The sequence below is a fragment of the Caldisericota bacterium genome, assembly GCA_034717215.1.
Lineage (GTDB): Bacteria > Caldisericota > Caldisericia > Caldisericales > Caldisericaceae > UBA646.
In genome coordinates, this window is sequence record JAYELD010000133.1 from 1 (window position 1) to 26,142 (window position 26,142).

Annotated in this window: 24 protein-coding genes and 2 tRNA genes; 9 read left to right on the top strand and 17 right to left on the bottom strand. The window is 36.7% G+C overall.

What is annotated here, in order from left to right; translation table 11 throughout:
* The first annotated feature begins 212 nt into the window (after positions 1–212).
* A complete protein-coding gene (locus U9Q18_05570; GenBank protein MEA3313827.1) occupies positions 213–1,886 on the top strand; it encodes a ribonuclease J in 1,674 nt (557 codons plus the stop codon).
* Positions 1,887–1,976: transfer RNA gene (locus U9Q18_05575), tRNA-Leu, on the top strand. It begins immediately after the preceding gene.
* A 155-nt stretch (positions 1,977–2,131) separates the two neighbouring features.
* Here U9Q18_05575 and U9Q18_05580 read toward each other — a convergent pair.
* The 11 genes from U9Q18_05580 to U9Q18_05630 all read right to left on the bottom strand — a co-directional run bounded on the left by U9Q18_05580 (position 2,132) and on the right by U9Q18_05630 (position 10,250).
* A complete protein-coding gene (locus U9Q18_05580) occupies positions 2,132–2,548 on the bottom strand; it encodes a YlqD family protein (GenBank protein ID MEA3313828.1) in 417 nt (138 codons plus the stop codon).
* 13 nt (positions 2,549–2,561) lie between these two features.
* A complete protein-coding gene (locus tag U9Q18_05585) occupies positions 2,562–2,819 on the bottom strand; it encodes a KH domain-containing protein (GenBank protein ID MEA3313829.1) in 258 nt (85 codons plus the stop codon).
* The gene (gene rpsP / locus U9Q18_05590; protein MEA3313830.1) at positions 2,819–3,097 is read right to left on the bottom strand and encodes a 30S ribosomal protein S16; all 279 of its coding nucleotides are present in this window, start codon (positions 3,095–3,097) and stop codon (positions 2,819–2,821) included. Before rpsP ends, U9Q18_05585 begins: the two co-directional genes overlap by 1 nt.
* Positions 3,098–3,135: 38 nt before the next feature.
* Positions 3,136–4,455 (bottom strand): signal recognition particle receptor subunit alpha, encoded by a 1,320-nt coding sequence (locus U9Q18_05595; GenBank protein MEA3313831.1) that lies wholly within the window; start codon positions 4,453–4,455, stop codon positions 3,136–3,138.
* Positions 4,456–4,463: 8 nt separating this feature from the next.
* A complete protein-coding gene (locus U9Q18_05600; GenBank protein MEA3313832.1) occupies positions 4,464–4,850 on the bottom strand; it encodes a sigma factor-like helix-turn-helix DNA-binding protein in 387 nt (128 codons plus the stop codon).
* A gap of 45 nt (positions 4,851–4,895) precedes the next feature.
* A complete protein-coding gene (gene ftsY / locus U9Q18_05605; GenBank protein ID MEA3313833.1) occupies positions 4,896–5,738 on the bottom strand; it encodes a signal recognition particle-docking protein FtsY in 843 nt (280 codons plus the stop codon).
* Positions 5,704–6,426, bottom strand: a complete 723-nt coding sequence (gene rnc / locus U9Q18_05610; GenBank protein MEA3313834.1) for a ribonuclease III — start codon at positions 6,424–6,426, stop codon at positions 5,704–5,706. The genes ftsY and rnc overlap by 35 nt, the downstream gene beginning before the upstream one ends.
* Positions 6,419–7,420, bottom strand: a complete 1,002-nt coding sequence (plsX, locus tag U9Q18_05615; GenBank protein ID MEA3313835.1) for a phosphate acyltransferase PlsX — start codon at positions 7,418–7,420, stop codon at positions 6,419–6,421. Before plsX ends, rnc begins: the two co-directional genes overlap by 8 nt.
* Before the next feature lies 1 nt (position 7,421).
* Positions 7,422–7,625: a 50S ribosomal protein L32 gene (gene rpmF, locus U9Q18_05620; GenBank protein MEA3313836.1), complete on the bottom strand. Its 204-nt coding sequence runs from the start codon at positions 7,623–7,625 to the stop codon at positions 7,422–7,424.
* Positions 7,626–7,681: 56 nt separating this feature from the next.
* The gene (leuS, locus tag U9Q18_05625; protein MEA3313837.1) at positions 7,682–10,150 is read right to left on the bottom strand and encodes a leucine--tRNA ligase; all 2,469 of its coding nucleotides are present in this window, start codon (positions 10,148–10,150) and stop codon (positions 7,682–7,684) included.
* Between the two features lie 24 nt (positions 10,151–10,174).
* Positions 10,175–10,250: transfer RNA gene (locus U9Q18_05630), tRNA-Ala, on the bottom strand.
* 115 nt (positions 10,251–10,365) lie between these two features.
* Between U9Q18_05630 and U9Q18_05635 the strand changes: the two genes are divergently transcribed.
* The 3 genes from U9Q18_05635 to U9Q18_05645 are packed head-to-tail and all read left to right on the top strand — an operon-like array spanning position 10,366 to position 13,484.
* Positions 10,366–11,217 (top strand): isoaspartyl peptidase/L-asparaginase family protein, encoded by an 852-nt coding sequence (locus tag U9Q18_05635; GenBank protein MEA3313838.1) that lies wholly within the window; start codon positions 10,366–10,368, stop codon positions 11,215–11,217.
* 27 nt (positions 11,218–11,244) lie between these two features.
* Positions 11,245–12,243 (top strand): hypothetical protein, encoded by a 999-nt coding sequence (locus U9Q18_05640; protein ID MEA3313839.1) that lies wholly within the window; start codon positions 11,245–11,247, stop codon positions 12,241–12,243.
* Complete coding sequence (locus U9Q18_05645; GenBank protein ID MEA3313840.1) at positions 12,231–13,484, top strand: cation:proton antiporter; 1,254 nt, start codon at positions 12,231–12,233, stop codon at positions 13,482–13,484. Before U9Q18_05640 ends, U9Q18_05645 begins: the two co-directional genes overlap by 13 nt.
* Positions 13,485–13,488: 4 nt before the next feature.
* Here U9Q18_05645 and U9Q18_05650 read toward each other — a convergent pair whose 3' ends face one another.
* The 3 genes from U9Q18_05650 to U9Q18_05660 form a co-directional block, all read right to left on the bottom strand.
* Entirely contained in the window at positions 13,489–14,598 is a 1,110-nt protein-coding gene (locus U9Q18_05650) for an amidohydrolase family protein (GenBank protein ID MEA3313841.1), read from the bottom strand.
* A gap of 4 nt (positions 14,599–14,602) precedes the next feature.
* Positions 14,603–15,751 carry an amidohydrolase family protein gene (locus U9Q18_05655; protein ID MEA3313842.1) on the bottom strand — a complete coding sequence of 383 codons (1,149 nt, stop codon included), beginning with the start codon at positions 15,749–15,751 and terminating at the stop codon, positions 14,603–14,605.
* Positions 15,752–16,064: 313 nt separating this feature from the next.
* Entirely contained in the window at positions 16,065–16,604 is a 540-nt protein-coding gene (locus tag U9Q18_05660; GenBank protein ID MEA3313843.1) for a hypothetical protein, read from the bottom strand.
* Positions 16,605–16,877: 273 nt separating this feature from the next.
* Between U9Q18_05660 and U9Q18_05665 the strand changes: the two genes are divergently transcribed.
* Complete coding sequence (locus tag U9Q18_05665) at positions 16,878–18,056, top strand: NAD(P)/FAD-dependent oxidoreductase (GenBank protein ID MEA3313844.1); 1,179 nt, start codon at positions 16,878–16,880, stop codon at positions 18,054–18,056.
* Positions 18,057–18,074: 18 nt separating this feature from the next.
* Here the strand turns inward: U9Q18_05665 and U9Q18_05670 are convergent, their stop codons facing one another.
* Together U9Q18_05670 and U9Q18_05675 are read right to left on the bottom strand one after the other, a co-directional pair.
* Positions 18,075–18,803, bottom strand: coding sequence for a ParB/RepB/Spo0J family partition protein (locus U9Q18_05670; GenBank protein MEA3313845.1), 729 nt, complete (start codon positions 18,801–18,803; stop codon positions 18,075–18,077).
* A complete protein-coding gene (locus U9Q18_05675) occupies positions 18,803–21,022 on the bottom strand; it encodes an AAA domain-containing protein (protein ID MEA3313846.1) in 2,220 nt (739 codons plus the stop codon). The genes U9Q18_05670 and U9Q18_05675 overlap by 1 nt, the downstream gene beginning before the upstream one ends.
* Positions 21,023–21,142: 120 nt before the next feature.
* Between U9Q18_05675 and U9Q18_05680 the strand changes: the two genes are divergently transcribed.
* The 3 genes from U9Q18_05680 (at position 21,143) to U9Q18_05690 (ending at position 24,439) form a co-directional block, all read left to right on the top strand.
* Entirely contained in the window at positions 21,143–21,868 is a 726-nt protein-coding gene (locus U9Q18_05680) for a hypothetical protein (GenBank protein ID MEA3313847.1), read from the top strand.
* A gap of 93 nt (positions 21,869–21,961) precedes the next feature.
* Positions 21,962–23,425: a radical SAM protein gene (locus U9Q18_05685; protein MEA3313848.1), complete on the top strand. Its 1,464-nt coding sequence runs from the start codon at positions 21,962–21,964 to the stop codon at positions 23,423–23,425.
* Positions 23,426–23,431: 6 nt separating this feature from the next.
* Complete coding sequence (locus tag U9Q18_05690) at positions 23,432–24,439, top strand: flippase-like domain-containing protein (GenBank protein MEA3313849.1); 1,008 nt, start codon at positions 23,432–23,434, stop codon at positions 24,437–24,439.
* Positions 24,440–24,485: 46 nt separating this feature from the next.
* On the opposite strand, the gene U9Q18_05695 is transcribed toward U9Q18_05690, so the two are convergent.
* Positions 24,486–26,142 (bottom strand): stalk domain-containing protein (locus tag U9Q18_05695; GenBank protein ID MEA3313850.1); only part of this gene is annotated, 1,657 nt, incomplete at its 5' end.

Consider the following 26,142-nt stretch of genomic DNA (forward strand, 5'->3'; position numbering starts at 1 on the left):
CCGTTGCCTTGCCACTTGGCTACGCCCCAATGCTAGTTTATTGTACAGATAAACGGAGAGTTGTCAAGAGATGAGCACTGGACACCGAAAGGAAAAATTTTAATTTTAGTAATTAAGATATAAAAGTAAAAAAAGAATTTAATTTAAAGCAAAGGAGGGCAAGCGACTTTATTCCTTTAGCAAGGAGATGACATTAAAGACGCAAATTTAATATGAAAAAAAACATAAAAATTATACCAATAGGGGGAATAGGAGAAATTGGGAAAAATTCCACTCTTTTTGAGATGGGTGGTGACCTGTTGCTTATTGATGCGGGGTTTAAGTTTCCTTCTGCCAATATGCCGGGCGTAGACTTTATTATCCCCGATTTTTCTTATCTTAAAAAGAGGAAAAAGCATCTGAAAGGAATATTGTTCACACATGGTCATATGGATCATATCGGAGGGCTTAAATATTTATTGGAAGATGTGACTCCTCCAACTATTGCTGGTTCCCAGCTGGCGCTTGGTTTAGTGAAAGGGATGATTCCAACGAGTTTAAAAAAACATCAGCATTTTAGAGAGGTAAAAAATGGGGATATTTTACAATTAGGCGCTTTCAATGTGCAATTTATAAGGATGACACACAGCATACCCGGAACTTTTGGCATTGCAATAAAAACACCATTTGGATATATATATCACACTGGAGATTATAAAATAGATAAGACCCCTGTGGATGGTAAGCCGATGGATATTAAAAGGCTTAAAGAATTGGGGAAAGAAGGGGTAATTGCTCTGTTTTCAGATAGCACAAATGCAGATGAAGAGGGATTTACCGGATCGGAATCGCTTATAGGAAAAAATTTAGTAAAGATTTTCCAGGAGGCACAAGGACGGATTATCGCAGCTTCATTTTCTACGAATATTCACAGAATACAGCAATTCGTAAATGTAGCGGAAAAATTTGAAAGAAAAGTTGTATTTGACGGGAAAAGTATTCTCGAAAGTATGCGAATAGCAAAAGAACTGGGGTATATAAAAATCCCTAAAGCTGTGGAGATAGACCAATCGGAAATTGCTGCTGTTCCAAAAAATAAACTTGTATTTATAACAACAGGTACTCAAGGGGAGCCAATGTCAGGGCTTTCAAGAATTTCTAATTCTGTCCATAAAGGATTTTCTGTAGTGGCAGGGGACTCTGTAGTTATTTCTGCTGATCCAATCCCCGGAAATGAAAGAGAAGTAGCTAACACTATTAATAGATTGTTTAAGCTAGGAGCCAATGTATATTATCGGAAGGCAGATGGAATACATTTCTCGGGACATTGCTCTCATGAAGATGTAAAATTTATGATAAACTTGTTAAAACCAAAGTATTTCGTGCCGCTACATGGAGAATACAGGCATCTTGTGGCAGCGGAAAAGATTGCAAACGAATGTGGAATAAGAAAAAAAAATGTATTTATACTTGAAAATGGTGCAGGTGTGCAAATTGTAGAGGGAAAAATGAAGCGTATTCCACGGATAAAATCCGGCGCTGTTATTATAGAAGGCAAAGTGATGATCCCCGTTAAGGACACTGAAGTAGAGTTTCCTGCTATCTCAGAGCGAAGGGAAATGGCATACAAGGGAATGGTATTTGTTGTTGTATCTATGAGTAAAGACAGCAAAATTGTAAACCCTATTTATGTAGAATCGAGAGGTATATTGTTTCCAAGAGGTAGCGAAGGAGAAATAATAAAGAACACCAAAGAAAAAATAGTTGAAACAGTTAAAAAATCTGCTAAAATAAGTGCGCAACACAACGAATTAAAAAAGCAAATTGAGAAAACGGTAAAAAGAGTTTTCAGGGAAAATGTAAGAAAAACTCCTGCCGTGTTTGTTATCACAATAAAAAAGAAATAAGCGGAAGTGGCGGAATTGGCAGACGCGCTGGGTTCAGGTCCCAGTGGGTGGTTAAAGCTCATGGGGGTTCGAGTCCCCCCTTCCGCACCAAACCTACACCTGAATTGGCAGTTTGCCCTGTAGAATTGCGTTTCACTATTAAGCTTGATATCGAATTTATTGAAAGTATTTATAAAAATGAGGTATATAAATAATAAAAAAGGGGAGCTTTTGCTCCCCTTTTTTATTAATCTATTTTTCTATAATTAACTTTCTTTTATAGAAATAACAATGTTATCTTTTACCACTATTTCCGCACCTGTAACTTTTTGCCAAAGATTATCGCCTTCTTTTATCTCTATACTTCCTTCCAGCATTGTATACGGGAAAAGGTCATCAATTTTCAGCTTATCTATTTCTGTGATTTTCCCTTTTAATTCACCCATTAATCCTTCTTGAAGCATTCTTTCCTCTTCTATGCGTGCTTTTAAGGATTCTATGTAGCTTGCATTTTTTTTACCTGCACTCTCTATAACAAGCTTAGCAAGAGACGATTTTAAACCTTTTACTTTGTTTTCAGCTGCTTCTATCTGTTTATTTAATTCCTTTTTGTAATCCTCTTTAAATTTTTCGGTTACAATTACTTTTACTAAAATATTTTGTTTAATTCGGAGCGTATTCATCGGGCTTCCCTGCCTATATTGTCATTGTTTCTTCTTTAGGCTTAGAGTTAATCTGAACGCTTGCGTTCTTCCCGATTTTGCTCGCAGCTGCTTTCACAATTACTCTAAGCGCATTTGCTGTTCTGCCCTGTTTGCCAATAACTTTGCCGATATCTTTATCAGATACTTTGACTTCATAGATGACTGCCTGGTCTCCTGCAATTTCTGTAATGACGACTTCTTCTGGTACATCAACTAATGCTTTTACGATAGTTTCAACTAATTCTTTCATTATTTACTGCCTCCCTTTTTAGATTCCATAAACTCTTTCCACACATTGCCTCTTTCCAGAATTTTTTTTACTGAATCAGTAGGCTGTGCACCTTTTTTAAGCCAGTCGAGAATACGATCTTTCTTTAACTGGATTTCTTCTTTTTCTGGAATAGGATTCCAGAACCCGACAATTTCAATAAAATTGCTATCTGTCGCGCTACGCGAATCAGTAACAATAAGCCTGTAGGCTGCCCGATGAAGTGCTCCTACTCTAGATAATTTAATTTTTACAGCCAATATAGAACCTCCTTGTAAACTCTTTTATACCAACCATTTTACCTTAATTTAAGGATTTGGTCAATACTTTTTACATTTTTTGTGCCTTGCATAAACTTTTTGAACATTGTGTAGTTTTTTAGAAACACGTTTATTTCATGATTTGTTACGCCTGATCCTTTTGCTATCCTTTTTTTTCTTGAGCCATCTATAATTTCCGGGTTTACTTTCTCTTCTTTTGTCATTCCGTTTATAATTGCTTCTGTTTTTGCAAGCATTTTTTCATCGTTTAATGTGTTTAAATTCATCCCAGGGATTACCGGCATTGATGAAAGAATACTGGAAAATCCGCCCATTTTTTTGATTGCCTCTAGTTGATTTTTGTAATCATTTAAGTCAAAAGTATCATTTTGTATTTTTTCGAATAAATCTTTGCCTTCCTCCCTGGATATTGTTTGTTCTGCTTTCTCGGCGAGTGTTGCAAGATCTCCCCTCCCTACGATTTTTGATACTACTCTTTCTGGGTGAAATATTTCGATGTCATCTATTTTTTCGCCTACTCCTATAAATTTTACGGGTTTTCCTGTCACGCCCCGAAAGGAAAGGATACTCCCACCTTTTGCGCTGCTGTCGTATTTTGTAAAGATACTACCTGTAAGTGGGATATATTGCTCAAATCCTTCTGCAATTTTAAGTGCGCCTTGTCCTATTGTACTGTCAAGCACAAGTAGAACTTCGTTTATGGTAAATGTGTTTGCTACCGTCCTTAACTCTTCCATTGTCTCTGTATCTATTTCTTTTCTTCCTGCGCTGTCTATTAACCCTATATCAAATTGATTGGTTTCCATATAAGCTAATGCTTTTTTTAATACAGGAATAGGATTGCCTGTCATTTCTTCGAATACTTCAAGGTTATTATTTTTTGCAAGTGTTATAAGTTGCTCCATTGCAGCTGGCCTTTTAAAATCAAAAGGTATAAGAAGGGGGCGTTTTCCCTGTTCTTTTAGAAATTTAGCTAATTTTGCTGCTGTTGTTGTTTTTCCGCTTCCCTGGAGGCCTATAAGCATAACGAGATTTCTTTTATTAGGTTTAATATTAAGAGGAGATGCATCACCAAGAATATTTTTAATTTCATTATAAAGAATTGTGATAATTTGTTCGGCAGGCGTAAGACTCTCTACAATATTTTGTTTCTTTGCTTCTTCTGCAACTTTATTTACAATTTCTTTTACAATTTTATAGTTTACGTCAGCTTCGAGCAGAATAACCCGTATTTCTCTTAAACTGTTTTTTATATCTTCGTTTGAGAGTTTTCCCTTGCTGCGTAATTTTTTGAAAATGTTTTGTAAATTTATTTTTAAATTGTCAAAGATAAGCAATCACTTCCTTAAATGTTTTTTTCTATTTTCTTCAGTATGTTTAACGCTTCTTCTAATGCTTTTTTCTGCTTGGGCGTTTCTTTTGCTGCTGTTTCAAGTATTTTTCTCATCTTGCTTATGTATATCGATGTTTTTCTGTTTTTTTCCATATTTCCTATTTTATTTTCGCAATTTTCCATACGCGTTAGTGCTCTTCTTACGTGATCATGCACTGCCTGTCGTGAAATGTTTAGCTTTCTTGCTATATTTGCTCCGGTTGCGTTTTTTTGTGTAAACATGGAGAGAATTTTGTTTTCCTTATCTGTAAGAAGCCCTGGATATGTTTCCATAAGCTCTCTTATGTGTATTTTTTTACGTATTTTTTTCTCTTTTGGTGTTAATATTTCTTGTTTCATTTTTACCTCCTGTTTTTAGAAATAATATACAAAAATTTAGATTTGTCAACCAGAAAGCATTTCAATAAATGCTTCTGCATTAAATTGTTCTATATCTTCCATGTTTTCGCCTGTGCAAATGAACTTTACGGGTATTCCGTATTTTTGGATAATTGGTATTATTATTCCCCCGGATGAACTGCCATCAATTTTTGTAAGTATTATGCCTGAAATGTTCACCATTGATGAGAATGTTTCGATTTGAGCAATGCCATTTTGTCCTGTATATGCGTCAAGCACAAGCAATGTTTCATCTGGTTTACGGCCAATTTTTTTTTCGATGACGCGTTCTATTTTTTGGAGTTCTTGCAGCAGGTTTTTCTTGGTTTCTACTCTCCCTGCGCTATCTATAAGCAGAATATCTATATTTTTGCTTATAGCGCTATTTAATCCATCGAACACCACTGCCCCCGGATCGCTTCCCTCTTTTTGCATTACTGCGGGGATGTTTAATTTGTTTGCCCATATTTCTAATTGCTTGGATGCTGCTGCCCTGAATGTATCTCCTGCAACTAACATTATTTTCTTGCCCTGATTTTTGTAGAGGTGTGCCAATTTTGCTATGCTTGTTGTTTTGCCTGTCCCGTTCGTGCCCACGAAGAGAAATACGGTGGGGTTGCTGTTACTGAATTGTATTTTTGAATTAGTATTATTTAAAATGATTTTTATATCTTCTTTTAAAGTTTCTTCTATATTTTTACCTGTAACCTTCTCTTCTTTGATTTTTTCAATGAAATTTTCAGTAAATTCTACGCCGAAATTGTTTTCAAGCATGAATCCTTCAATATTTTCAATGGAATTACTGTCGTTTTTCTCAAATATTTTCTTGATCGTTTTTAATAGTTTCATTTTGTAGTGCCTCTTTAGCTGCATATTCTTCTGCTTCTTTTTTAGAGATCCCTTTTCCCCGTCCTAGTATAGTTCCATCGAGCGATACTTTTGCAAAAAACATTTTATTTCTTGGTGATCCAGTTTCTTTTACTATTATGTATTCAGGTGTGGTATGGAATTTTTTTTGAGTGATTTCTTGCAGTTGTGTTTTATAGTCCGTTGTTTCTATGTTTTCAACCTCTTTTAGTTCCGGTGACAGTATTCTTAAAATGAATTTTTCTGCCTCAGCAAATCCAAATGCGATAAATATTGCTGCAATAATTGCTTCAAGGGCGTCTGCAAGTAATGCTTTTTTGAACTTGCCTCCACTTCTTTCTTCTCCCTTTCCGAATAACAGGAGGTCCCCTGTGTTTAGCAACAGTGCTTTTTCTGACAGGCCTTTTTCACTCACTATGTAAGCTCGTTTTTTGCTGAGTTCGCCTTCTGAAAGAAATGGAAAGTGGCTGAAGAGGTAATCTGTAACAGCAAGTGATAGCACTGCATCTCCTAAAAATTCAAGCCTTTCATTTGATGCGTAGTCAGGAAATTCTCCGCTGAACGAGGAATGAGTAATTGCCCTAATGAATAATTTTCTTTTCGAGGGAGAAATTCTCCTTTTTATAAATTTCTCGAGCTTTCTAAGTTTTGTGTAAATGGTTTTATGCAAAGTTTCCATGATTTAGTTGCTGAATCGTTTTTTTAATAATCTTTTCTTTTTCCATTTTATAACACATTTTGATGGCGTTTTTTATTGCAATGTGTGATGAGCGGCCATGTGCGATAATGGAAATGCCATTTGTTCCCAAAAGGGGCGAACCGCCGAATGCTTCGTAATCGAATTGTTTAAATAGGTTTTTCATTGCGTTTTTCATGAGGAGTGCCCCCATGGCTGCGAGATTGCTCTTTTTAATTTCTGCTTTTAATGCGCCAATAATATGCTCAGCTGTGCCTTCTATTGTTTTTAGTGCTACATTCCCGGTAAAGCCATCTGTAACGATTAAATCTACTTCTCCTGTTAGTATATTATCCCCTTCTATATGTCCTTTGAATTCCTCAAACATGTTTTTAAGTGATTGATAAGCTTCTTGTGTAAGTTTTGAGCCTTTCTCTTCCTCGTTTCCTATATTCAAAAGCCCTATGGTTACTTTTCTTTTCAATATGTTTTCAAGGTACACTTTACCCATGAGAGCAAATTGGATAAGCTGTTTTGTATTGCAATCAGTGTTTGCTCCGGCATCTATTAGTAAACCCATTGAATGTGGAAAAGGCATAGGTACTGCGATCGCAGGGCGTATTATTCCTTTTATTCTGCCCAGTACAAATAGTGAAATAGCCATTTGTGCGCCAGTATTCCCTGCGCTGACAATTCCTGCTGCCTCTTTGTTTTTTACGAGCTCTATTGCTTTGTACAGAGAAGAATCTTTTTTTGTAAGAAGTGCATCTTTTGGGTGATCATGCATCGTAATAATTTGTGTTGTAGGATATATAGACACTCTATCTTTCAGCTTTGAAGGATATTTAAGCAGTTCTTTTTGAATTAAACTTTTATCGCCGGTTATGATAATCTGGATATCTTCTAATTCTTTTAAAGTCTCTATTGCTCCTTTTACTGTTTCTTGGGGGGCATAATCCCCTCCCATGCCATCCAATGCAATATGCATATTAAGTTGTCGGTTTCTTCTCTTTTTTTGTTTTCATTGCAACAACAGGGTTTCCATCGTAATATCCGCAATAAGGGCAGACATGATGAGAGAGAACAAGATTGTGGCAGTGAGGACACTCAATTAAATTGGGTGATTTAATTTTTTCTTTCCACTGTCTCATTCCCTTTTTACTTCTTGTTGTTTTTTTCTTGGGATTTGCCATTATTTTCAACTCCTTTTTCTGTTTTATAACTTTTGCAGTGTTGCCATTATAATGAATTATTTTTTTAATACAATGTTAAGCAATTTATTTTTAATGTATATTATCTTTAAAATTGTTCCTTCCGATGTTATTCTTTTAATTTTCTCTCTGTTCAATGCAGTTTCTTTTACAATTTGTTCATCTGTGTCTTTTTCTATTTCAATCATATCTCTTACTTTTCCATTGACTTCCAGGACAATGCTTGCCTTCTCTTCTTTATAAATCCCTTTTGCTTGTGGCCATTGCTCTAAATGTATACTCTCTCTATGGCCTAATCTACTCCATAGCTCATCTGCTATGTGCGGGGCGATTGGCGCAAGCATTTTGATAAATGTTTCCAGTGTTTCCGTAAATGCGTCTGTTTTTGTGATATCTGGTATTTCTCGGATGAATTTGTTAAGAAAATTGAGCCATTCCATAAAGCTGCTTACCATTGTATTGAATTTGTAGTTTTCAATCTGATCTGTAATTTTTCGGATCATTTTATCTTGTATCACATTTATTTCTTTTTCTTCCTTGAGTGCAACTTTTTCTGTTTCCTTTTCCTCTATTACATCAGTAAATAATGCCCACAATTTTTTTATAAATCTGTGTGTCCCGTTTATGGTTTCTATGCTCCATATAGCATCCTGATCAAAAGGACCCATAAATAAAATGTACATGCGTAGCGTATCTGCGCCGTACTGTTTTATCACATCATCTGGATTTACTACGTTTCCTTTTGATTTGCTCATCTTTTGATGGTCTATTCCCAGTATCATTCCTTGGTTCAGAAGCTTTTTAAATGACTCGCTAAAGCCGATAAGCTTTGCGTCATACATTACTTTTGCGTAAAAGCGCGAATAGAGAAGGTGCATTACGGCATGTTCTGCGCCACCAATGTAGAGATCAACGGGTAGCCAATAATCACTTTTTTTGCGGTCAAAAGGAGCTTTGTCGTTGTGAGGGTCTACATAGCGTAGATAGTACCACGAAGAACAAGCGAAGCCGTCTTGTGTGTCGGTTTCTCTTTTTGCTGGTCTACCACATATTGGGCAGGTAGTGTTTACAAAGTTAGGGTCGTTGGCAAGCGGAGATTCTCCTGTGTCTCTTGGCGTGAAATCTACTTCGTTGGGGAGAAGGACAGGCAAGTCCTCTTCTGGCACTGGGACTATTCCATGTTTTTCGCAGTGGATAATAGGTATTGGAGCACCCCAGTATCTCTGCCTGGATATCAGCCAGTCCCTGACATGATATTTGGTAACGGATCTTCCTAAATGATTTTTTTCAATGTATGTTGCAAGTTTCTCTCTTGCTTCCTTACTCTTTAATGTGGCAAATGCTCCTGAATTTATCACAATGCCGTCTTCCGTATATGCTTCAGTTAACTCGTGTTCTTTTCCGTCAGGGCTTATTACCTGTTTTATCGGCAATTTATGTTTTCTGGCAAAAACGAAATCTCTCTGGTCATGTGCGGGGACACCCATTACTACACCAGTCCCGTATGTCCCAACAACATAATCGCCTATAAAGATAGGTACTTTCTCACTATTTAATGGATTTATGGCATAGGAACCTGTAAATATTCCAGTTTTTTCTTTTTCTGTGGATAAGCGGTCTATTTCTTTTTTACTTTCCGCTTTTTTGATGTATTCAAGAACTTTTTCCCTGTTTTTTTCTATTGTGAGCGTTTTTGCAAGAGGATGCTCGGGTGCAACAACGAGGAATGTGACACCAAAGACTGTGTCTACTCGTGTGGTAAAAACAGGGATATCGTATTTAGTATCATCCGGAGCTACTGCCTTAAAGTTTATTTCTGCACCTTTACTTTTGCCAATCCAATTTCTTTGCATTGATTTGATTTTTTCTGGCCAGTCAATTGTTTCTAAATCTTTTTCTAATGCATCAGCGTATTCTGTAATTTTTAAAAACCATTCTGTCAGCCTTTTTTTTACAGCAGGAGTATCACAACGCCAGCATTTACCGTCTATAATTTGTTCGTTGGCAAGTACTGTTTTGCAGTGCGGGCACCACCATTGGGTGCTGTAATTTTTGTATGCAAGGCCTCGCTTGTACAAAAGAAGGAAAAACCATTCTGTCCATTTATAATATTCAGGAGACGAGGTATTTATTTCTCTTGTCCAATCGTAAGAAATACCGAGATTTTTTAATTGTTGCCTAAATATTTCTATATTTCTTTTTGTAATTTCCTGTGGCGGTATACCTTTTTCTATCGCATAGTTTTCAGTAGGCAAGCCAAATGCATCATATCCAATCGGGTTTAGCACGTTAAAACCTTTCATTCTTTTGTATCTGGCTACTACATCTCCCGGGATGTAATTTCTGCAGTGGCCTACATGAAGCCCGGAACCTGACGGATACGGGTACATTACCATAATATAGTATTTTGGCTTTTCTGAGAAATCTTCTGCTCTGTAAAAATTATTTTCTTCCCAATATTTTTGCCATTTTTTTTGAATTTCTAAGTAATTGTATTCTTTTTCCACATTTCCTCTGTAAAAATAAAAAGTTGGTGGAGCTAAGGGGATTTGAACCCCTGACCTCCTCCACGCCAAGGAGGCACTCTCCCAACTGAGCTATAGCCCCACTATCAATATAATATACGGATTTATTCATTATTGTCAATAATATATTACTTTTTACTGTGCTTTGATTAAATCTGTCTTTTTGGTATTATTGAACAAAAAAAGGAAGGTATAATATGTTAAGAATTATTGTGCATGGTGGTGCAGGCGATATTAAATCTAAAGAAGAAGTTCCTATTCGCGTGGATGTATGCAAAAAGGCATGCTCTACTGGCTTTTCTGTTCTAAAAAATGGAAAAAGTTCTATTGACGCAGTTGTAGAAGCAGTAAAAATTCTTGAAGACCATCCTTTATTTGACGCAGGCAGAGGTTCTTACCTTAATGAAGAAGGTAACGTAGAGATGGACGCAGGCATAATGGATGGGAGTACGCTGAATATGGGAGCAGTTTCTGCTGTAACTTATGTGAAAAATCCTGTTGAACTTGCCCGTTTTGTTATGGAAAAATCAGAACATAATTTCTTAACAGGCAGAGGTGCTGGGGCATTTGCAAAGGAAATAGGGATGCAATTTGAACCATTACAATATTTTCTTACCGAGCGTACCGTGAATCTTCATGAAAAAACGCTGTTCGGTGACACGGTAGGTGCAGTAGCATTGGATGAAGCGGGGAAGATTGCAGTTGCTGTTTCTACGGGCGGTGTGCCATTTAAACATGTGGGAAGAATCGGAGATTCGCCACTTGTTGGTTCAGGATTTTATGCAAATGATTCTTTTGGGGCTGTTGCGACAGGTGTTGGCGAAGACATTATGCGTCTTGTACTTTCAGTGAGGATAGGATTCTACCTTGAAAAAATAGATTTAGATAAAGCCGTTACGCAGGCTATAAAAGACCTTGATGTCATTAACGGCAAAGCAGGGCTTATTGCTCTGGATAAGACGGGCAATATTTCCTTTCGTTACAATACGAAGGGAATGTTCTATGCGTATATGAGGGAAGATTTAAAGGAGTGTGTTGGAGGGGTTTAAATAATTTAAGGCCGGGGGATAGGTAAAATGAAGGGGTATTTTGTTATTATTCTTTTTGTTGTTGCTGTTTCTTTTTTCTCTGCTCGTGTTGTTTTTGAGAAAAAAAGAGGGTTTTTCCATTTTGCCGGGCTGGAAATTTATATACTTGGCGTTATCTTTTCCTTTGTTTTTTCCGGGCAAGATTTTTTTACCAGTCTTTGTCCGCTTTTTATCCTTGCTCTTGCATTTGCCGGATTTGGTTTTGGCATTCAGTTTGAGAAGGGGATATTAAAGGAAATCAGGACTAAATCTTTTCTTTATGGGTTTTTAGTTTCTTTAAACTTTTTTATTCTTTTTTTTGTTCTGCATTTTTTTTATCCAACGAATATAGCTATTTTTCTTTCTGCAATATTTTCAATTCCTTCTTCGAGCATACTTTTTAGCATCAAGAAGGGCAAAAGACCCGTCATTGCCGGTGAATTGAGCATTGTGCTGGTTTTAATATATTATACTGTTGCTATGTATGGTTTTAAGGGAGTTTTGCTGTCTGTTGTTTTTGGTTTGGCAGGGTTTTTAATTATTCCTTTCGAGCGCATTTTGAAAAAAATGGAAGTATACATCCTTGTCCTTGGTTTTTTACTCCTTGTTGCATCTCTTTCGCAGATGTTTAATACTTCGATTATCCTTTCCGCTTTTTTTATGGGTTTTGTTGTAGCCTTTTTTTCGAAGCCCCGTTATTCCTCAACGATGGTAGGGAGAATTGAACAGCCATTATTTTTATCCCTTTTGTTTTCTTCAGGTTTATTCTTTCAGTTGGGCAGCATTGTAATTTTTGCGTTTTTAATTGCGTATGTTCCTATCAGATTTCTTTTTACTTTTCTTCTGTTCAAAAGAAAAAGCATATTTTTTATTCCCATTGGCGCATTGGGCATAGCGCTTTCAATAGAAACCAAGGTGCCCTACATTATTACATTTACGGCGATTTCGTATTTTATTTTGCTCGTTGTTTTTGAATTTATTTACAGGGGTGAAAAATGGCATACTTAATACTTTCAGCATTTTTTACTTTTCTGTTGTTCTTGGTGAGGAGAGTCACAGTACCCCCGTCTGTTATGGTTGATATAGTGCTTTCTTTGGCTTTCTTTGTCATTATAGGATTTTTTTTGGGAAAATTTTTTGAGTTGCTACAATTCCCCGCTATTTCAGGGTATCTTATTGCAGGACTTATTCTTTCTCCTTATTCTTTTGGTCTTATGAATTTTGGACCGTTAAACAACTTAACTTTTATTACTGAAATTGCCCTTGTTTTTATTGCTATGCAGTCAGGGATGGAAATGAAAATGTCGTTCCTTAAAAAACATGGCAGAGGCATTATAAAACTTACTCTATCTATTGCATGTGTTACTTTTATAGGAGTGTTTACTGCCTCTTTTCTGATTTTTCAAAAAATTTCACTTGAAACACCGCTTAAAGCTGCGATTTTACTGGGTGTACTCCTTATTTTGAAATCTCCTCTTTCCACTATTGCCGTGATAAAAGAAAGTGGCGTCAAGAAGACAGAGATGGGGGATACAATCCTTGCCATCGCCATTTTAAAAGATATTATTGTTATTTTGCTTTTTGCGATGCTTATTTCTCTTTTCGGTGGGGAAGGTTCTTCCGTTATCTTAAGCATTGTTGAGTTAATAGGGTCTCTTGCAGTTGGCGTAATTGTTGGTGGATTAGTCGCTTTGTATATGAGGCATGTAAATGTTGAACTGTCAGTTTTTATATTTATTCTTGCTTTTCTTGTTTCTCAATTCCGTTTTATTCATATTGATCCATTGCTTGTCAGCATTATTACAGGGTTTTTTATCCAGAATTTTACTTTTGCAGGAGAAGAATTCCAGAAGGTTCTGGATAAAATCTCCCCCGCTATTTATCTGCTCTTTTTTGCGCTTGTCCATGCATTGACGGACGTCCACGCTATAATTAAAGTTATTCCTATCGTTTTAATACTTATCGGCGTAAAATGGCTTTTCACGGAACTCGGGTTGATAATCGGGACAAAAGACCCCATTATAAAGAAATTTGGTTCGGTCGGCTTAATTAACCAGTCAGGTCTTTCTCTTGTTCTGGTCTTGATTATCGAAAGCACATTTCCCGAGATTGGCGGCATAATAAAGGTGATAACTATTGGTGTTATCATTGTTACAGACCTTTTTGCTCCTGCTATGTTTAAGCACGCGCTTGTCAAAGCTGCAAAAGAAAGAGGGAGAAGTAGAGGGAAAACATACTCTGCTCCCTAATATATTATATTAATTTTCCATTTATGAATACATTTTTTATTGCAGTTTTTGTTTCCCACGGTTTTCCATCGAACAAAACAAGGTCTGACATAGCACCTTTTTTAACTACTCCGTATTTTTTCATTCCCAGCATTTTTGCGGGAGCTGACGTAACTGTTGCCAGTGCTTTTTCTGCGCTTATCCCTTCGGCAATAATAAGACCAAGCTGAATGCGGAGGAATTCTGCGGGATACAACGGATGTCCCGATATAATTGCTGTTTCAACGCCATTTTCTATGAGTATTGCGGGGATTTTTGGTGAAAGATGTTTTAATTCTATTCCAAAGCGTGACAGTATAACAGGGCCAAATGCAACAGGTATTTTATTTTCTTTGATAATATCCAGCATAAGGTCGCTTTCGATTGCAAAAGTTACAACTGCATTCAGGTTGAATTCTTTTGTTATTCTAATGCTTGTCGCGATATCGTCTGCACGTAGAGCAGCAAAAAATGCTTTTTGTTTACCTTCTAAAACGGGGAGAAGAGATTCTTCCTGCATGGAAAATTGTTTCTTTTTCTTTCCTCCATATTCTTTTGCTTTATAAAGTGCTTCTCTTATTAGATATGCGCTGCCCATTCTTGTCATTGGCATTTTCTTTTGCGGAGTGTAGATTGACTTTGGGATGCTGTTAATGGAGAAGCGCATACCAAAAGGCGATTTGATAGTCATATCTTTTATCGTGTTACCTGAGTTGTGTATAATTGTACCTCTTCCTCCAATATTATTTGAAAGGCCTGGCAAAACCAAACTTGTGGTGACGCCTCCCTTTACCGTTTTAGGAAAGCTTTCATCATACGGGTTAATGCCGTCTAATGCAAGAAGTTCTGGTGTTATTGGATTTGCCTCTTCGTTTAAATCATTCCCTTCTATTCGCCCTAAAGATTCTTCCTTAAGGCCAATACCGGAAGAGATGTCGATAAATCCTGGTGTTACAAACTTTGCTTTAAACGTGTTTTTTGCTTTTTCTTTGTTGTCTTTTCCTACATATTTGATGCCGCTTTCGTCAAAGAGAATGGTTGCGTTTTCAATGATTTTTGTGCCGTCAAATATTTTTTCTGCTATAATTTTATACATTTTTTCACCTCTCATATACTATATTTCCATTTGCAATGACTAATTCTGCTTTGGCTGTTGAACTAAAAGGGTATTTCGAATAGATGGATAAATCTGCCACTTTGCCTTCTTCTAAACTTCCATACTTTTTATCAATTTTCAGTATGCGTGCCGGATTGATCGTTATCATTTTCAAGGCGTTTTCTTCCCCTGCTCCTCCGTGGTATGCAACTAATCCTGCTTGAAGAGGCAGGCACTGTATGGGGACAACAGGGTGGTCTGTCATTAATGCGGTAAGGACGCCTGCTTTATCCAGAAGGGCAGGAGTTGAAAATGAAGAGGAGCTTGTTTCTGCTTTTGGCGAGGTGTCAAGTAGAGGACCTGCTACAACAGGCACTTTTTCTCTTGCCAATACTTCTCTTATTCTTGCTGCATCTGTGCCGTGCTCGATGACAATGTCCAGTCCGAATTCGTGTTTTGCAATCCGCACTGCCGTGAGGATATCGTCAGCCCTGTGGGAGTGAATCCTGAGTGGGAGTTTATGTTGCATTACAGGAAGCAAGGCCTCCATATTCAGGTTGAAGGGTGGTTTTTTCTTTTTGTTTTTCTTGTCTACGTATTCTTTTGCTTTGGCAAGCGTTTCTCTGAATATTTTTGCTGTACCCATTCTTGTTGTGGGAAGTTGATGTTTTTCCGCGTAAACGCGCTTGGGGTTTTCGCCAAATGCGCATTTTAATCCTGCAGGATTTTTGATAACCATCTCTTCTATTGTTTTTCCAAATGTTCTTACTATTACGCTTTGCCCGCCTATTACATTTCCCGAACCTGGACCCGTGAATATCATTGTGATACCTGCTGAAAGCGCATCTTTAAAGGCAGGATCATCCGGATTTATTGCGTCAATTGCACGTATGCCTGGAGTTGATGGATTTGTCATTTCGTTGCCATCCATACTTTCCTCTCCTCCCTCTAATGCATAAAGCCCAAGATGTGTGTGTGCGTCAATAAATCCAGGGAATATAAGCTTTCCTTTTGCATTTATCTTTTTCGCTTTGGCGTCTATCTTGTCTTTTGAGATTTTTTTGATGCGTCCATTGTCACCGATCAAGATGCTTCCATTTTTTATAATGCCTTTTGTTACCGTAAAGATCGTTCCTTTCTCAACAAGAATCATTCACTTCTCCTTTCGATTTTATGTCTCATTTATAATAATTACTTTTAGTTATGCCATTTGTTATTAATTTCAGCAATTCTTTATTTTAAAAGATTAATTGTCATTAGAGTCTAAAAAATTAGGGTTTGCATATAAAATGTTACCTGTTCTTATTGTATTCATATTAACAAAATTTTAGCATAATTTAAATTTAATGTCAATTAAGATATTGGTTTGATATTGTCGGATGCTGGCTATATGTGATTTAATGAAAATGGGGAGCTAAGGGCTCCCCATATATATAATTCTTTAAAGGAGGGTTACATTAATTATATTATGGCGTGCATGTTCCTTTCCTTAATCTACCGTGCCCTGAAGTGCCAAATGCTCCGCTTCTTGGCCCTATTTCTGTTCTTTCTACCATTTCCGTTACTCTTTCAGAAAACGCATTTAACATTGTTTCGTATCTTGTTTGATCAACTATTCCTTCATCAAGGAATGCTTGTAACTGTTCTGTTCTGCTGCTTGTGATAAAGTTTACCAGCTCTTCTTGAGTTATACCGTTTGCCTCTGCTATTTCTGTCAAGCTCTTTCCATCCCGTCTTTCTGCTTTCAGTGCATCTTTAGTTATTCCGAAATATGATGCGATCTTTTCCATTATATTTCTTGCAGAACCAGCAAACCCATATTCTCCTGCACTTTCTCTTCCTTGCTTATGCTCGCTGCAATCTTCGTTGCCGGTGAATCTATATGTTGCACTGTTTATAGTTGGACGATCGGCATTTCTGCTGCCTGCAGCAACAACTCCTGCTCCTGTTAAAATTATTCCTCCAATTATTAATGCTACTAAAAATCCTTTAATTTTTTTGTTCATTTGTTGCCTCCTATTTTTTATTTGTACTTCTGCTGTAAGTATAATAATTAAATGTGATGAAAATATGAAAGAAAATTTATAAAGGAAAAAATTTTTGTAATAAAACGACAAACAGGAGGGAAAAGCTATGCAGATAAAAGAAAAATATATTTATTTTAATGGCAAATTTGTATTGCGAGACGATGCAAAAATTTGTGATGAAAAAGATCCGTTTAACTGGCTTGTTTATGTAAAATGAGTTGTAGCTTCTGTAAAATCTGGTAGAATAGTTTTGTGGAAAAATACGATGTTGTTGTAATAGGAGGAGGACCTGCGGGTTCTACTGTTGCAAAGGAGCTTGTCGAACAAGGGGAAAAAGTCCTTGTTCTTGAAAAAAGAAAAGAGATTGGTTTCCCAAACCACTGTTCTGGACTTGTGTCAAAAGAGTTTATTTCTTTTGCCGGTATTGATAATTCCATGGTATTAAATAAAATAAAAGGAGCTTCTTTTTATTCATATTCAAACAAAATATTCTCGTTTAAAGACAACAAAACTCATGCAGTTGTAATAGACCGCACCGCTTTTGATAAAAAAGTAGCTGAAAGCGCCATGCAAAACGGTGCTGTATACCTTTTCAATTCCAGTGTAAAAAGCATTGAACGGATAGGGAAAAGGCTTCATATTCAGTATGAAAATCGTTCTATTCAAACTGTTGAAACCCCTCTTCTTGTTATTGCTTCGGGTGCGCATTCCAGTGTGCTGCGGCTTGCCGGTTTTAAAAGGGTGAGAGGAGAAACAATCCGCACTTTGCAGGTGGAAGGGACGGGATCTCTCCCTGATGATGATGTTGCTTACCTATATATAAATAATGAAATTTCTCCCAACTGGTTTGCCTGGGCAATTCCATTGGGCGGTGGCAGGGCGCGTATTGGCCTTGGTAGTGACAGAGGTGAAAACTTGCTTCCGCTTTTTGATGCCCTTAAAAAAAGATGGGCTCTTTTAAAAGGGAAAAAAATTAATATTGAAAGCAGTGTTGCCTGGCTTATTCCAATAGGATTTATGGACAGGCCTTTTAAGGAAAACATTGTTGTGGTTGGGGATGCAGCACGTGCAGTAAAGCCGTTTTCTGGGGGAGGGCTCCACACGGGGCTTATATCTGCACACATTGCCTCGCAGGTGCTTTTAACTGCACTTAGCAAAAAGAACTATTCGGAAAAAATGCTTTCAAATTACGCGCGGTTATGCGATATACCTGTGAGAAACGAAATTAAAAAGGGTATTGTGTTGAGAAAGATTTACAGATCAATGAACGATATTGAAAAGGAAAAATTTCTTTTAAGTCTTGATAATGAAAGCGCAAAAAAAATAATATTTAATTCAGGGCATATTGACCATCCCTGGGAAGTAGGATACAAGATCTTAAAGCACATCAAAAGCCCTTTGTTTTATTATTTAAAATCGCATTTACTCTGAAACTAAAATTTTCTACTGTTACTTTATTCGTCTGATAATACGGATTAGATCGTCTTCGCAGAAGTAATGTATCTCTATTTTTCCTTTTTTCTTTGTGCCATGTATCTTTACTTTTGTGCCGAAACTTTGTATTAATAATTCTTCCATCTTTATAAGCGATTTTTCTCTTCTTGTTACCTGCTCTGTTTCTCTTACGGAAAGGTTTTTGTCTGAAATATATTTTAACATTTGCTTGGCATCTTTTTCTTTTAGCGTTAGCAGAGTTTTTGCGTGCCCCATCGTTATTTTGCTTTCAATGAGTGCTTTTTTAATAGTGTGTGGTAAATTTAAAAGTCTTAAATAGTTAGTCACCTGTGATCTTCCCATATTGAGAAGCTCTCCGATTTTTTCATCTGTTAGAGCAAACTCTTTTTTTAATTGCTTTATCGATTCTGCTATTTCTATGGGATTGAGGTCTTTCCTTTCCATATTTTCCATAAAAGCCATTTGAAATGCTTCCAGGTCGGAGAGGTTTCTTACAATTGCAGGAATACTTGTCAACCCCGCAATCTTTGCTGCTTCTACCCTTCTTTCTCCCGCTATCAGTTCGAAATAGCCATTTTTTTTTCTTACTACAATAGGCTGTATCAGGCCTATTTCTTTGATAGATTTAGAGAGGTGCATTATTGATTCTTCATCAAATTGTTTTCTCGGCTGAAATGCTGACGGCGCAATTTGTTTAAGTGGTATTTTTACCGTGTTTTTCATTACAGTAGCGTCGCAAGAGTTTTGGAGTATTTCTTTACAGTTTTATCTCCGACAATTATCAGCTTGCTTCTTGACCTTGTCAGAGCAATTTTTATGTCTTCCCTCTGTCGCATTTGAGAATTTTTTATGTTTTTGCTTACTAAAGAGACAAATACAATATCTTTTTCCATTGATTCATTCGGCGTGCTTATGTATATATCAGGGATTTTTGCATCTTCAAGCATTTTTATCAGGAGCATTTTTTGTCTTTCATGCGCTGTGATAACCTCTATATTGTTTCTTTCCACTCCGCTTTTTACAAGTTCTTTTATTGCTTCTACCGTGAATACTGCCTCTGCATTGTTCCATTTGTTTTTCCTTCCATGTGGTTTGCCCTGCACGCTTATAAATTCAACAAATTTTTCAGGGTTTACAACATCTAAAAATGTCTCATCGATTGTTTCTTTGTTCACTATTTTTATTTCCTTGTCTGGTGTACTTTTTAATTTTGATGAAAGGATTGGTTGTATAAAGTGAAGGATATGCTCGCCAAATCTATGTTCTGTGAGAAGCTCTACGGTATTTAGGGGAGCAAATTTTTCACTAAGGTGCTCAAGGAACGGGTATGTTAGAGTGTCAGTGAAAATGATAACTTTTCTGGTTTTCGAGAAAAGAGAAAGTGCTGTTTTTTCATCGATGCTTCTATTGGTAAAGAGGAATAGATAGTCAAAGCCGGCTGGGGGCACAAGGTATAAATCTTTATCATTCAATTTTTTTAGTGTGACTAATGGTTGCGTTTCACCATTTTTTTGCGAAGCATTAAGCAGATCTTTAAAAAATTGCTCGTATTCTTTTTTACACGAACTGGTTGTTATGAGTACCTTCTTGCTATCTTTTATTATATTTTCGATTGTTTTTTTTGCAACAAACTTTTTTCCTGTGCCTTTTTCTCCTTTTATAATGCATAGATTATTCGTATTTAGAATGAGATTTACCGCTTTGTTCTGTTCAATGTCATTTTCTATATATGTATTTTCTTTGAAAGGTTGAGGTGTCGTTTTGCTTTTATCCAAAAAGATATTCTTTAATTTCGAATCTTCGTATATGAAATCAAACAGCCCGCTTTCTACAGGGATTTTTTTATTCAAAGGGATTATTCTGCCTGGCGAGGCAAGTTCATCTTTGCTTTTTACTTTTATGTCGTCAAATGTTTTTTCGACGATTTCTCCTTTTGCTTTCCGGGTTAGTGGCAATTTTTCTGCGAGAATTACTTCCTCTCTTTGTTCAAACATTGGTTCATTATGCTGGATTTTTAGCTGATAAATAAAATCATCCTTTTTTTGCTCTATTGCTTTCGAGGACATATCAAGGGCGCCTCTTAAGGGGTGCACGTTTTTGCTAAATACCTTGCGAAGAATTTTCTTATTCTTTGCTTCCTTTTCCAAAAATGACGAAAAGTATTTACTGAACATAGCAAATTCTTCTTGATGCTCGCTTATTTTTTTGCAGTATTTAGAGGCGGCACACTTTTCTTTATTGCACTTAAAATCTTCTTGCTTAATGTTTTTTTTAAGATACGGCAAAACCATCTTATTTCTTGCATCTAACAGATTTTGTTTTTCTTCTGCTGATACGGGCCTTTTTTCTAATGTGCTTTTTTTGCCATTAATTTCTGCAAATTCATCCTGGTTAGATATTACGCTGAGTAAGATGCCTTTTACCGAATCTCCCTCGAACACTAACGGGAGTTTGCCAAAGAACAATACATTTTCAGCGATTATCCCAAAATTATTAGAGATAACGAAAGGTTTGTACATAAACTTCCTTCTTATTTTTAGCGGGAATTTAAGCGCTATTTGTGCAATTTCTGAGTCCGCATCATTTATTCCTTTTATTGCATGATAAAAAGTTCTTTCTTTTGCATGACTTTTGAATTCGGTCCCGGTAAAACTCATTATGTGGTAAAAAATATTGCAGTGAGCAGATGCGTTTATTTCTACATCGCTAAGCGGTACATTCGGGGAAAGGGATAAAAGGCTTTTGTCTCCGGTGAGAAACGTTGTTCTGAATAGATTTCTTTTTTTGTGAAGATTCGTGATGAGAATTGGCTGTTTCTTTTCTAAATACTCTTTAATATTTTTTGTTTGAACGGTGTATATTCCATTTTTCCCCTGGATTTTCATTAAAGAAATTTCTCTGTTTTTTCGTATATTTGTTACTATACCTTTTATTCTATGCATTCTCGCGTCCTCCTACCAGCTATTATAATTTTTTTGGGATGTTTTGCAACTTGACTTAATTGGTATTTTGGAATATAATTATTCAATTGGATATTATAATTAAGAGGGAAGGTGGGTAAATTGGAAAGATTTTATTCTAGAAAAGAGATGTTCACAAAAATTACGCATAGGCAGAGAGAGTTTTTGGAGGTTTTGTCAAATTTGTATAAAGAAACTGATAAACCTGTTTCTTACAAGGATGTGGCAACTAAGCTGAATGTAACCAAGTGGACTGCTTACGATATTCTTCAAACACTAACTAAAAAAGGTTTACTTGGTGTCAAATACAATCTTACACCCGGGCCCGGGCGCTCGGAAATTAAATTCATTCCCAAAAAAGTTGTTTTGAAACGCCTTGGTGTGGAGGAAGATACAAACGAGCTTTTGCTTATCCACGATTGGATAAAAGAACGGTTTAAGCAGTACGAAAATGAGAGCATTGTGAAATCAGCTACTATCATCGCACGAAAATTAGAAAGAGAAAAAAACCCACTTTCTACCGTACTTCGTGTGGCCTTGCTTTTTGCGTTGTTTGCAAAGGAATTTAGACCCGATATTGAAAAAATTGTGAACATAGAAGAACTGTTGAAGTGTAAAATGCATCATACCGTGCTCCTTTCATTTTTTGGAGAGATAATGTTTGCGTTTGTCAAAGACGAAAGATGGGCAGCAAGAAACTTGAGTAGTTTAAGCCGAATTACTGTAGAGAAATTTAATGTAATTGAGAAGAAGTTTGTTGAAAGTACCCCTCTTATTACAGCAAACGAGCAAAAAAAAGTTTTAGTTGTTTTGAAAGAAGTATTGTAATTTTAAGCAAAAAATGTAAGATAATACTAATTAGAAAAATTTATAAATGGGGAGCTAATTTACCCTGAGAATAAAATTATTAGGAGGTGGGAAATGAGTTTAGGTGAGAGCACAAAAAGAGTAGTTCTTACAAAGGCGACAGAAAGCCTTGTGTCTTACTTAAAAAAAGATCCGGAAAAGAGGATCAAGCGGGCTGTAAATGCAATTGCTGGAATGGGTGAGAAATTTTCTTTTTTACCGGTATTTAAAGAGCAACTTAGCAATATAAAGAGCATTACAGATTTAGACCATTCTGGTAAAAAGCTTATTGTTAATCTCATAAAAGATACGAGGGAAGATATACTGAAAAAGCTTGCCGTGAATTTTGCTGTAAATGCAAGCTGGATAGGTGTTGCAAAAGAACGTGCAATTACAAAGAAAGAAGGTTTCAATGTCCCTTATTTTATGCTGATTGACCCTACCGAACGGTGTAACTATAATTGCAAAGGTTGCTGGGCGGGTTCTTACGAACAGGCAAAGGAAATGCCTCTTGAAACATTTAATAGAGTTCTTAACGAAGCAAAAGAGTTAGGTATGTACTTTATTGTTGTTTCAGGTGGAGAGCCGACAGTTTATCCGCACCTTCTTGATGTTTTCAAAGAGCATAACGATATGGCATTTATGTTTTATACTAACGGGTCTCTCTTCACAAGAAAATTTGTGGAAGAGCTTGCCGATGCAGGAAATGCAATACCGTGTTTTAGCGTGGAAGGGTTTAAAGAGAAAACAGATGAACGAAGAGGCGAGGGTGCCTGGGACAGAGTAATGAAAGCGATGGATAATATGAAAGAGGTAGGTGTTCCATTTGGTTATTCTATAACAGAAACGCATGATAATTTAGAAGAAGTATTAAGTGACGAGTTTGTAGATTTTATGATTAACAAAGGTGCGAAAATCGCATGGTATTTTCAATATATTCCTGTTGGGAGAACTCCTGATATAAACATGATGCTTACTCCAGAGCAGCGCATGCGTTCTTACGACCGGATTCATGCTGTCAGGTCCAGTAGGTCTTTATTTGTAGCCGATTTCTGGAACGACGGTCCTTATACTGGCGGATGTCTTGCAGGGGGGAGAAGATACTTTCATATTACAGCAGATGGCAGTATAGAGCCCTGTGCATTTATACATTTGTCCCAGGGGAATATTTATGATATGTCTTTGAAAGAAGCTTTGCAGCTTCCATTTTTTAAGGAAATACAAAAAATGCAGCCATATTCAACCAATTTGCTTATGCCGTGCTTACTTGTAGATAATCCTGACTGTTTCCGCAAAATTTCTTTACTGCCTGGTGTACGCAGCACGGATGGCACTGCCGAAAATATGAGCGGAGAAGTTGGCAAGCATCTTAATAAGCTGTCAAAGCAATGGGAATCGATTTCAACGCCTGTGTTTGATAAAGATTTTCCTGATGTAGCAAAAAAGACTAAAGAATATAAAGAAAAGAAAGAAAAAATTATTAAAGAAGGTGGCGGAAATATAGAGCAATTTAATGTTTCAGATGAAATAGAAAAGTAGGTTTTTATGGCAAAAGGGGAGAAAAAGGGAGGGATAGAGAACCTTGAAAAGAAGATTTCTCAAGCCCTCCTTTTTCTTTTCCCAACTATTATTGTCATTTTCTATTTTGTATTTAGAGAAACAAATTTCAAAATTTTATTTGCTACACTGAACTATAGATATGTTGCTTTGCTTTTTGTCTTAATGATTGTTATTTGGTTGGTGAATGCATTAAAATTTTCTTTGATTGTTCTTTTTTCGAAAAGCAAGCTGTCGTTCAAAAAAAGTTTTAAAATTTTGCTTGCTTCTATTTTTGGCGCTAACATCACGCCATTTTATTCTGGCGGTGCTCCCACGCAGGTTTACTTTTTGTCAAAATTTTCTCAAACAATTGGAAGGGCTGTTGCAATAAGTGCTGTATATATGATACTCACCCTTGTTGTTTATCTTGTTTTTTCGCTTATCTTGTTTTTTGCTCCGCGAGGGTTTATCACAGGACTTAAACAAGATTTTTTTATGGGACTTGCGGCGTTTGTGTTCTTCCTTTCTTTTTTTGCGTTTTTCTTTATGCGTTATCCAAAGAAGGCAGAGAAAATCATAAATTGGATATATAGAGTACTTCTCCATAAAAGTGGCCGGGCGGAAAGAATAAAAAAAGGAATTAGCGAATTTTCAGAAGGGCTGGATTTTTTTCTCTCCCAGAATAAATTTTCTATTGTTGTTACTATTTTACTTACGCTTGTTGCACAGTGTCTCTTTTTCCTTGTTACACCCGTTTCTTTTTTGGCGTTAGGTGTGCCTTTTTCCTTTTGGGAGGTTATACTCACGCAAATTGCAGTGCAGTTTACGACAAGCATTGGAGCATCTCCCGGAGGGATAGGTGTTATGGAAGGGGCATTCGCTGCTTTTTTCAGATCCATTGCCGGGGGAAAGGTTGCGCAAATTACCCTTTTGTGGCGTTCAGCAACCTTTTATATTCCTACACTTGTAGGAGCATTCTTTTTTTATAGACTCCTTCGCGAAAAGGAGCAATAAAAAAGAGGGAGATATCTCCCTCTTTTTTATTTATGCACTATTGTGTTTAATGAATATATGTGATTATTACCATCCTGTTTACTGGATCCCATTCCACTATGCAGCCTAAAGATTCTCCTATGAAACGGAGAGGAAGCATAGTTCTATCGTTTATAATAATGGGTTTTACATCATGATTATCCTCGTCTATCCATTCTCCTATCTCGTTGACTTTTGCCATTGGATTGCCAATCCATAGCTCTATTTTCTGCTCGTTTAATGTAATAGTAACTTTTCTTTCAATTGCATCCCATTCCACTGTGGCCCCTAAAGCTTCTGCAATAGCACGAATTGGAACAACGGTTCTGCCCCATTCTGGTATGATAACAGGTTGTGTGCCACGCCCCGGGTCTATTTCTGTCAAGATCTCGTTTATGTACATATAAGGATTGTCTATAATAAGCGCTATTACAATTTTTTCTTTGCGCACTATTTCTGCCTTTTTTGTCGTTTTGTTTCCCGCTGTGTCTGTTGCTATTACTGTGAATGTATTTTTACCTATTTCTAATTGCATGGACAGGCTAAATGTACCATCTTCATTTACCGTTACTTTTTTCTCATTGATTGTCACAAGAGCATCTTTTTCTGTTTCCCCGCTTATCTCTGCTGTTTTTTCTATCGTTTCTTCTTGCGCAGAAAGTGTGAGCTCTGGTGGGACTGTATCAAGCGTAATTTTTAATTCTACAGTTGTTTTATTCCCAGAAATATCTATTGCCTCAATTGGAATGTTGTTTTCTCCTTCCTTCAACGTGACTGGTTCTGCAAAAACGCCCAATTCACTTATATCAATTCCTGTGTTGTGTATAAGGACTTTTAGGATCCCTATATTATCTGTTGCTTTTCCCTCAATGTTAATGATTTTTTGATTCGTAATGCTATTTTGCTTTGGTTGTGTAATTTCAATTTCCGGTGGCACAGCATCCGTTATTGTTTTTCGTGCTAAAATTTCAACCAGTGCTTCCTCGGATTCCGCATAATCTTCGTTGTATGCTTCTCCTCTTATGGCAAGCGTATTTGGCGAGTATTGTTCGTCAAACGGGAGAGGGAGATTAAATTCAATTTTGAATTTGCCTGTATCTATTTTTGTTACATAAAATAGTAGGCCGTAATTTTCGATTGGATTGTTATTGTATGTGATTGACCACTTTATAGTAGGATTGCTAAAAGAAGCGGTTATGTAAATTGGTTCTTTTAGGCCTGCAAGAAGTTCTTTTCGCGATGTTCCGCCCGGAGGGATTATCTCGTAGTCCGCGTAAAGCTTTTTGATAATGGGCTTAACCGTTATGGCGTTATTTACAATTTCGCATAGCGGATAAGTATCTTCTTTTTTTGTGAATACTTCAATGATGATTGAAGCAGGGCATTCGTTGCAGGATGTGATCTTTTTGAAAGAAACAGATTTAAACACGACATTGCCGCTTGTCCAGACAACATCTAAATTAATATCAAAGTCAAACGATATGGGAAGTGTGTCAATGTTCGTTCCAGCTATCTGTCCCGGGTTGTACCACAAATCCGTAAGTATCTTTTTCTCGTATCCGCCTTTGTATGATGCAGAAAATGCATTTTCTATTTTTTCTCCTGTTTCCGGGTTTACCATATACACATGCACTATTGCATTAATATTTCCGATGTACACTTTAAGGTCTTGTTCGTAATTTACC

Excerpts from the sequence above, each read along its gene's own strand:
- U9Q18_05570 (MEA3313827.1), top strand. The coding sequence starts at position 213 with ATGAAAAAAAACATAAAAATTATACCAATAGGGGGAATAGGAGAAATT.
- U9Q18_05580 (MEA3313828.1), bottom strand. The coding sequence starts at position 2,548 with ATGAATACGCTCCGAATTAAACAAAATATTTTAGTAAAAGTAATTGTA.
- U9Q18_05585 (MEA3313829.1), bottom strand. The coding sequence starts at position 2,819 with ATGAAAGAATTAGTTGAAACTATCGTAAAAGCATTAGTTGATGTACCA.
- U9Q18_05600 (MEA3313832.1), bottom strand. The coding sequence starts at position 4,850 with ATGAAACAAGAAATATTAACACCAAAAGAGAAAAAAATACGTAAAAAA.
- ftsY (MEA3313833.1), bottom strand. The coding sequence starts at position 5,738 with ATGAAACTATTAAAAACGATCAAGAAAATATTTGAGAAAAACGACAGT.
- plsX (MEA3313835.1), bottom strand. The coding sequence starts at position 7,420 with ATGCATATTGCATTGGATGGCATGGGAGGGGATTATGCCCCCCAAGAA.
- rpmF (MEA3313836.1), bottom strand. The coding sequence starts at position 7,625 with ATGGCAAATCCCAAGAAAAAAACAACAAGAAGTAAAAAGGGAATGAGA.
- U9Q18_05635 (MEA3313838.1), top strand. The coding sequence starts at position 10,366 with ATGTTAAGAATTATTGTGCATGGTGGTGCAGGCGATATTAAATCTAAA.
- U9Q18_05640 (MEA3313839.1), top strand. The coding sequence starts at position 11,245 with ATGAAGGGGTATTTTGTTATTATTCTTTTTGTTGTTGCTGTTTCTTTT.
- U9Q18_05645 (MEA3313840.1), top strand. The coding sequence starts at position 12,231 with ATGGCATACTTAATACTTTCAGCATTTTTTACTTTTCTGTTGTTCTTG.
- U9Q18_05650 (MEA3313841.1), bottom strand. The coding sequence starts at position 14,598 with ATGTATAAAATTATAGCAGAAAAAATATTTGACGGCACAAAAATCATT.
- U9Q18_05655 (MEA3313842.1), bottom strand. The coding sequence starts at position 15,751 with ATGATTCTTGTTGAGAAAGGAACGATCTTTACGGTAACAAAAGGCATT.
- U9Q18_05660 (MEA3313843.1), bottom strand. The coding sequence starts at position 16,604 with ATGAACAAAAAAATTAAAGGATTTTTAGTAGCATTAATAATTGGAGGA.
- U9Q18_05670 (MEA3313845.1), bottom strand. The coding sequence starts at position 18,803 with ATGAAAAACACGGTAAAAATACCACTTAAACAAATTGCGCCGTCAGCA.
- U9Q18_05675 (MEA3313846.1), bottom strand. The coding sequence starts at position 21,022 with ATGCATAGAATAAAAGGTATAGTAACAAATATACGAAAAAACAGAGAA.
- U9Q18_05685 (MEA3313848.1), top strand. The coding sequence starts at position 21,962 with ATGAGTTTAGGTGAGAGCACAAAAAGAGTAGTTCTTACAAAGGCGACA.
- U9Q18_05690 (MEA3313849.1), top strand. The coding sequence starts at position 23,432 with ATGGCAAAAGGGGAGAAAAAGGGAGGGATAGAGAACCTTGAAAAGAAG.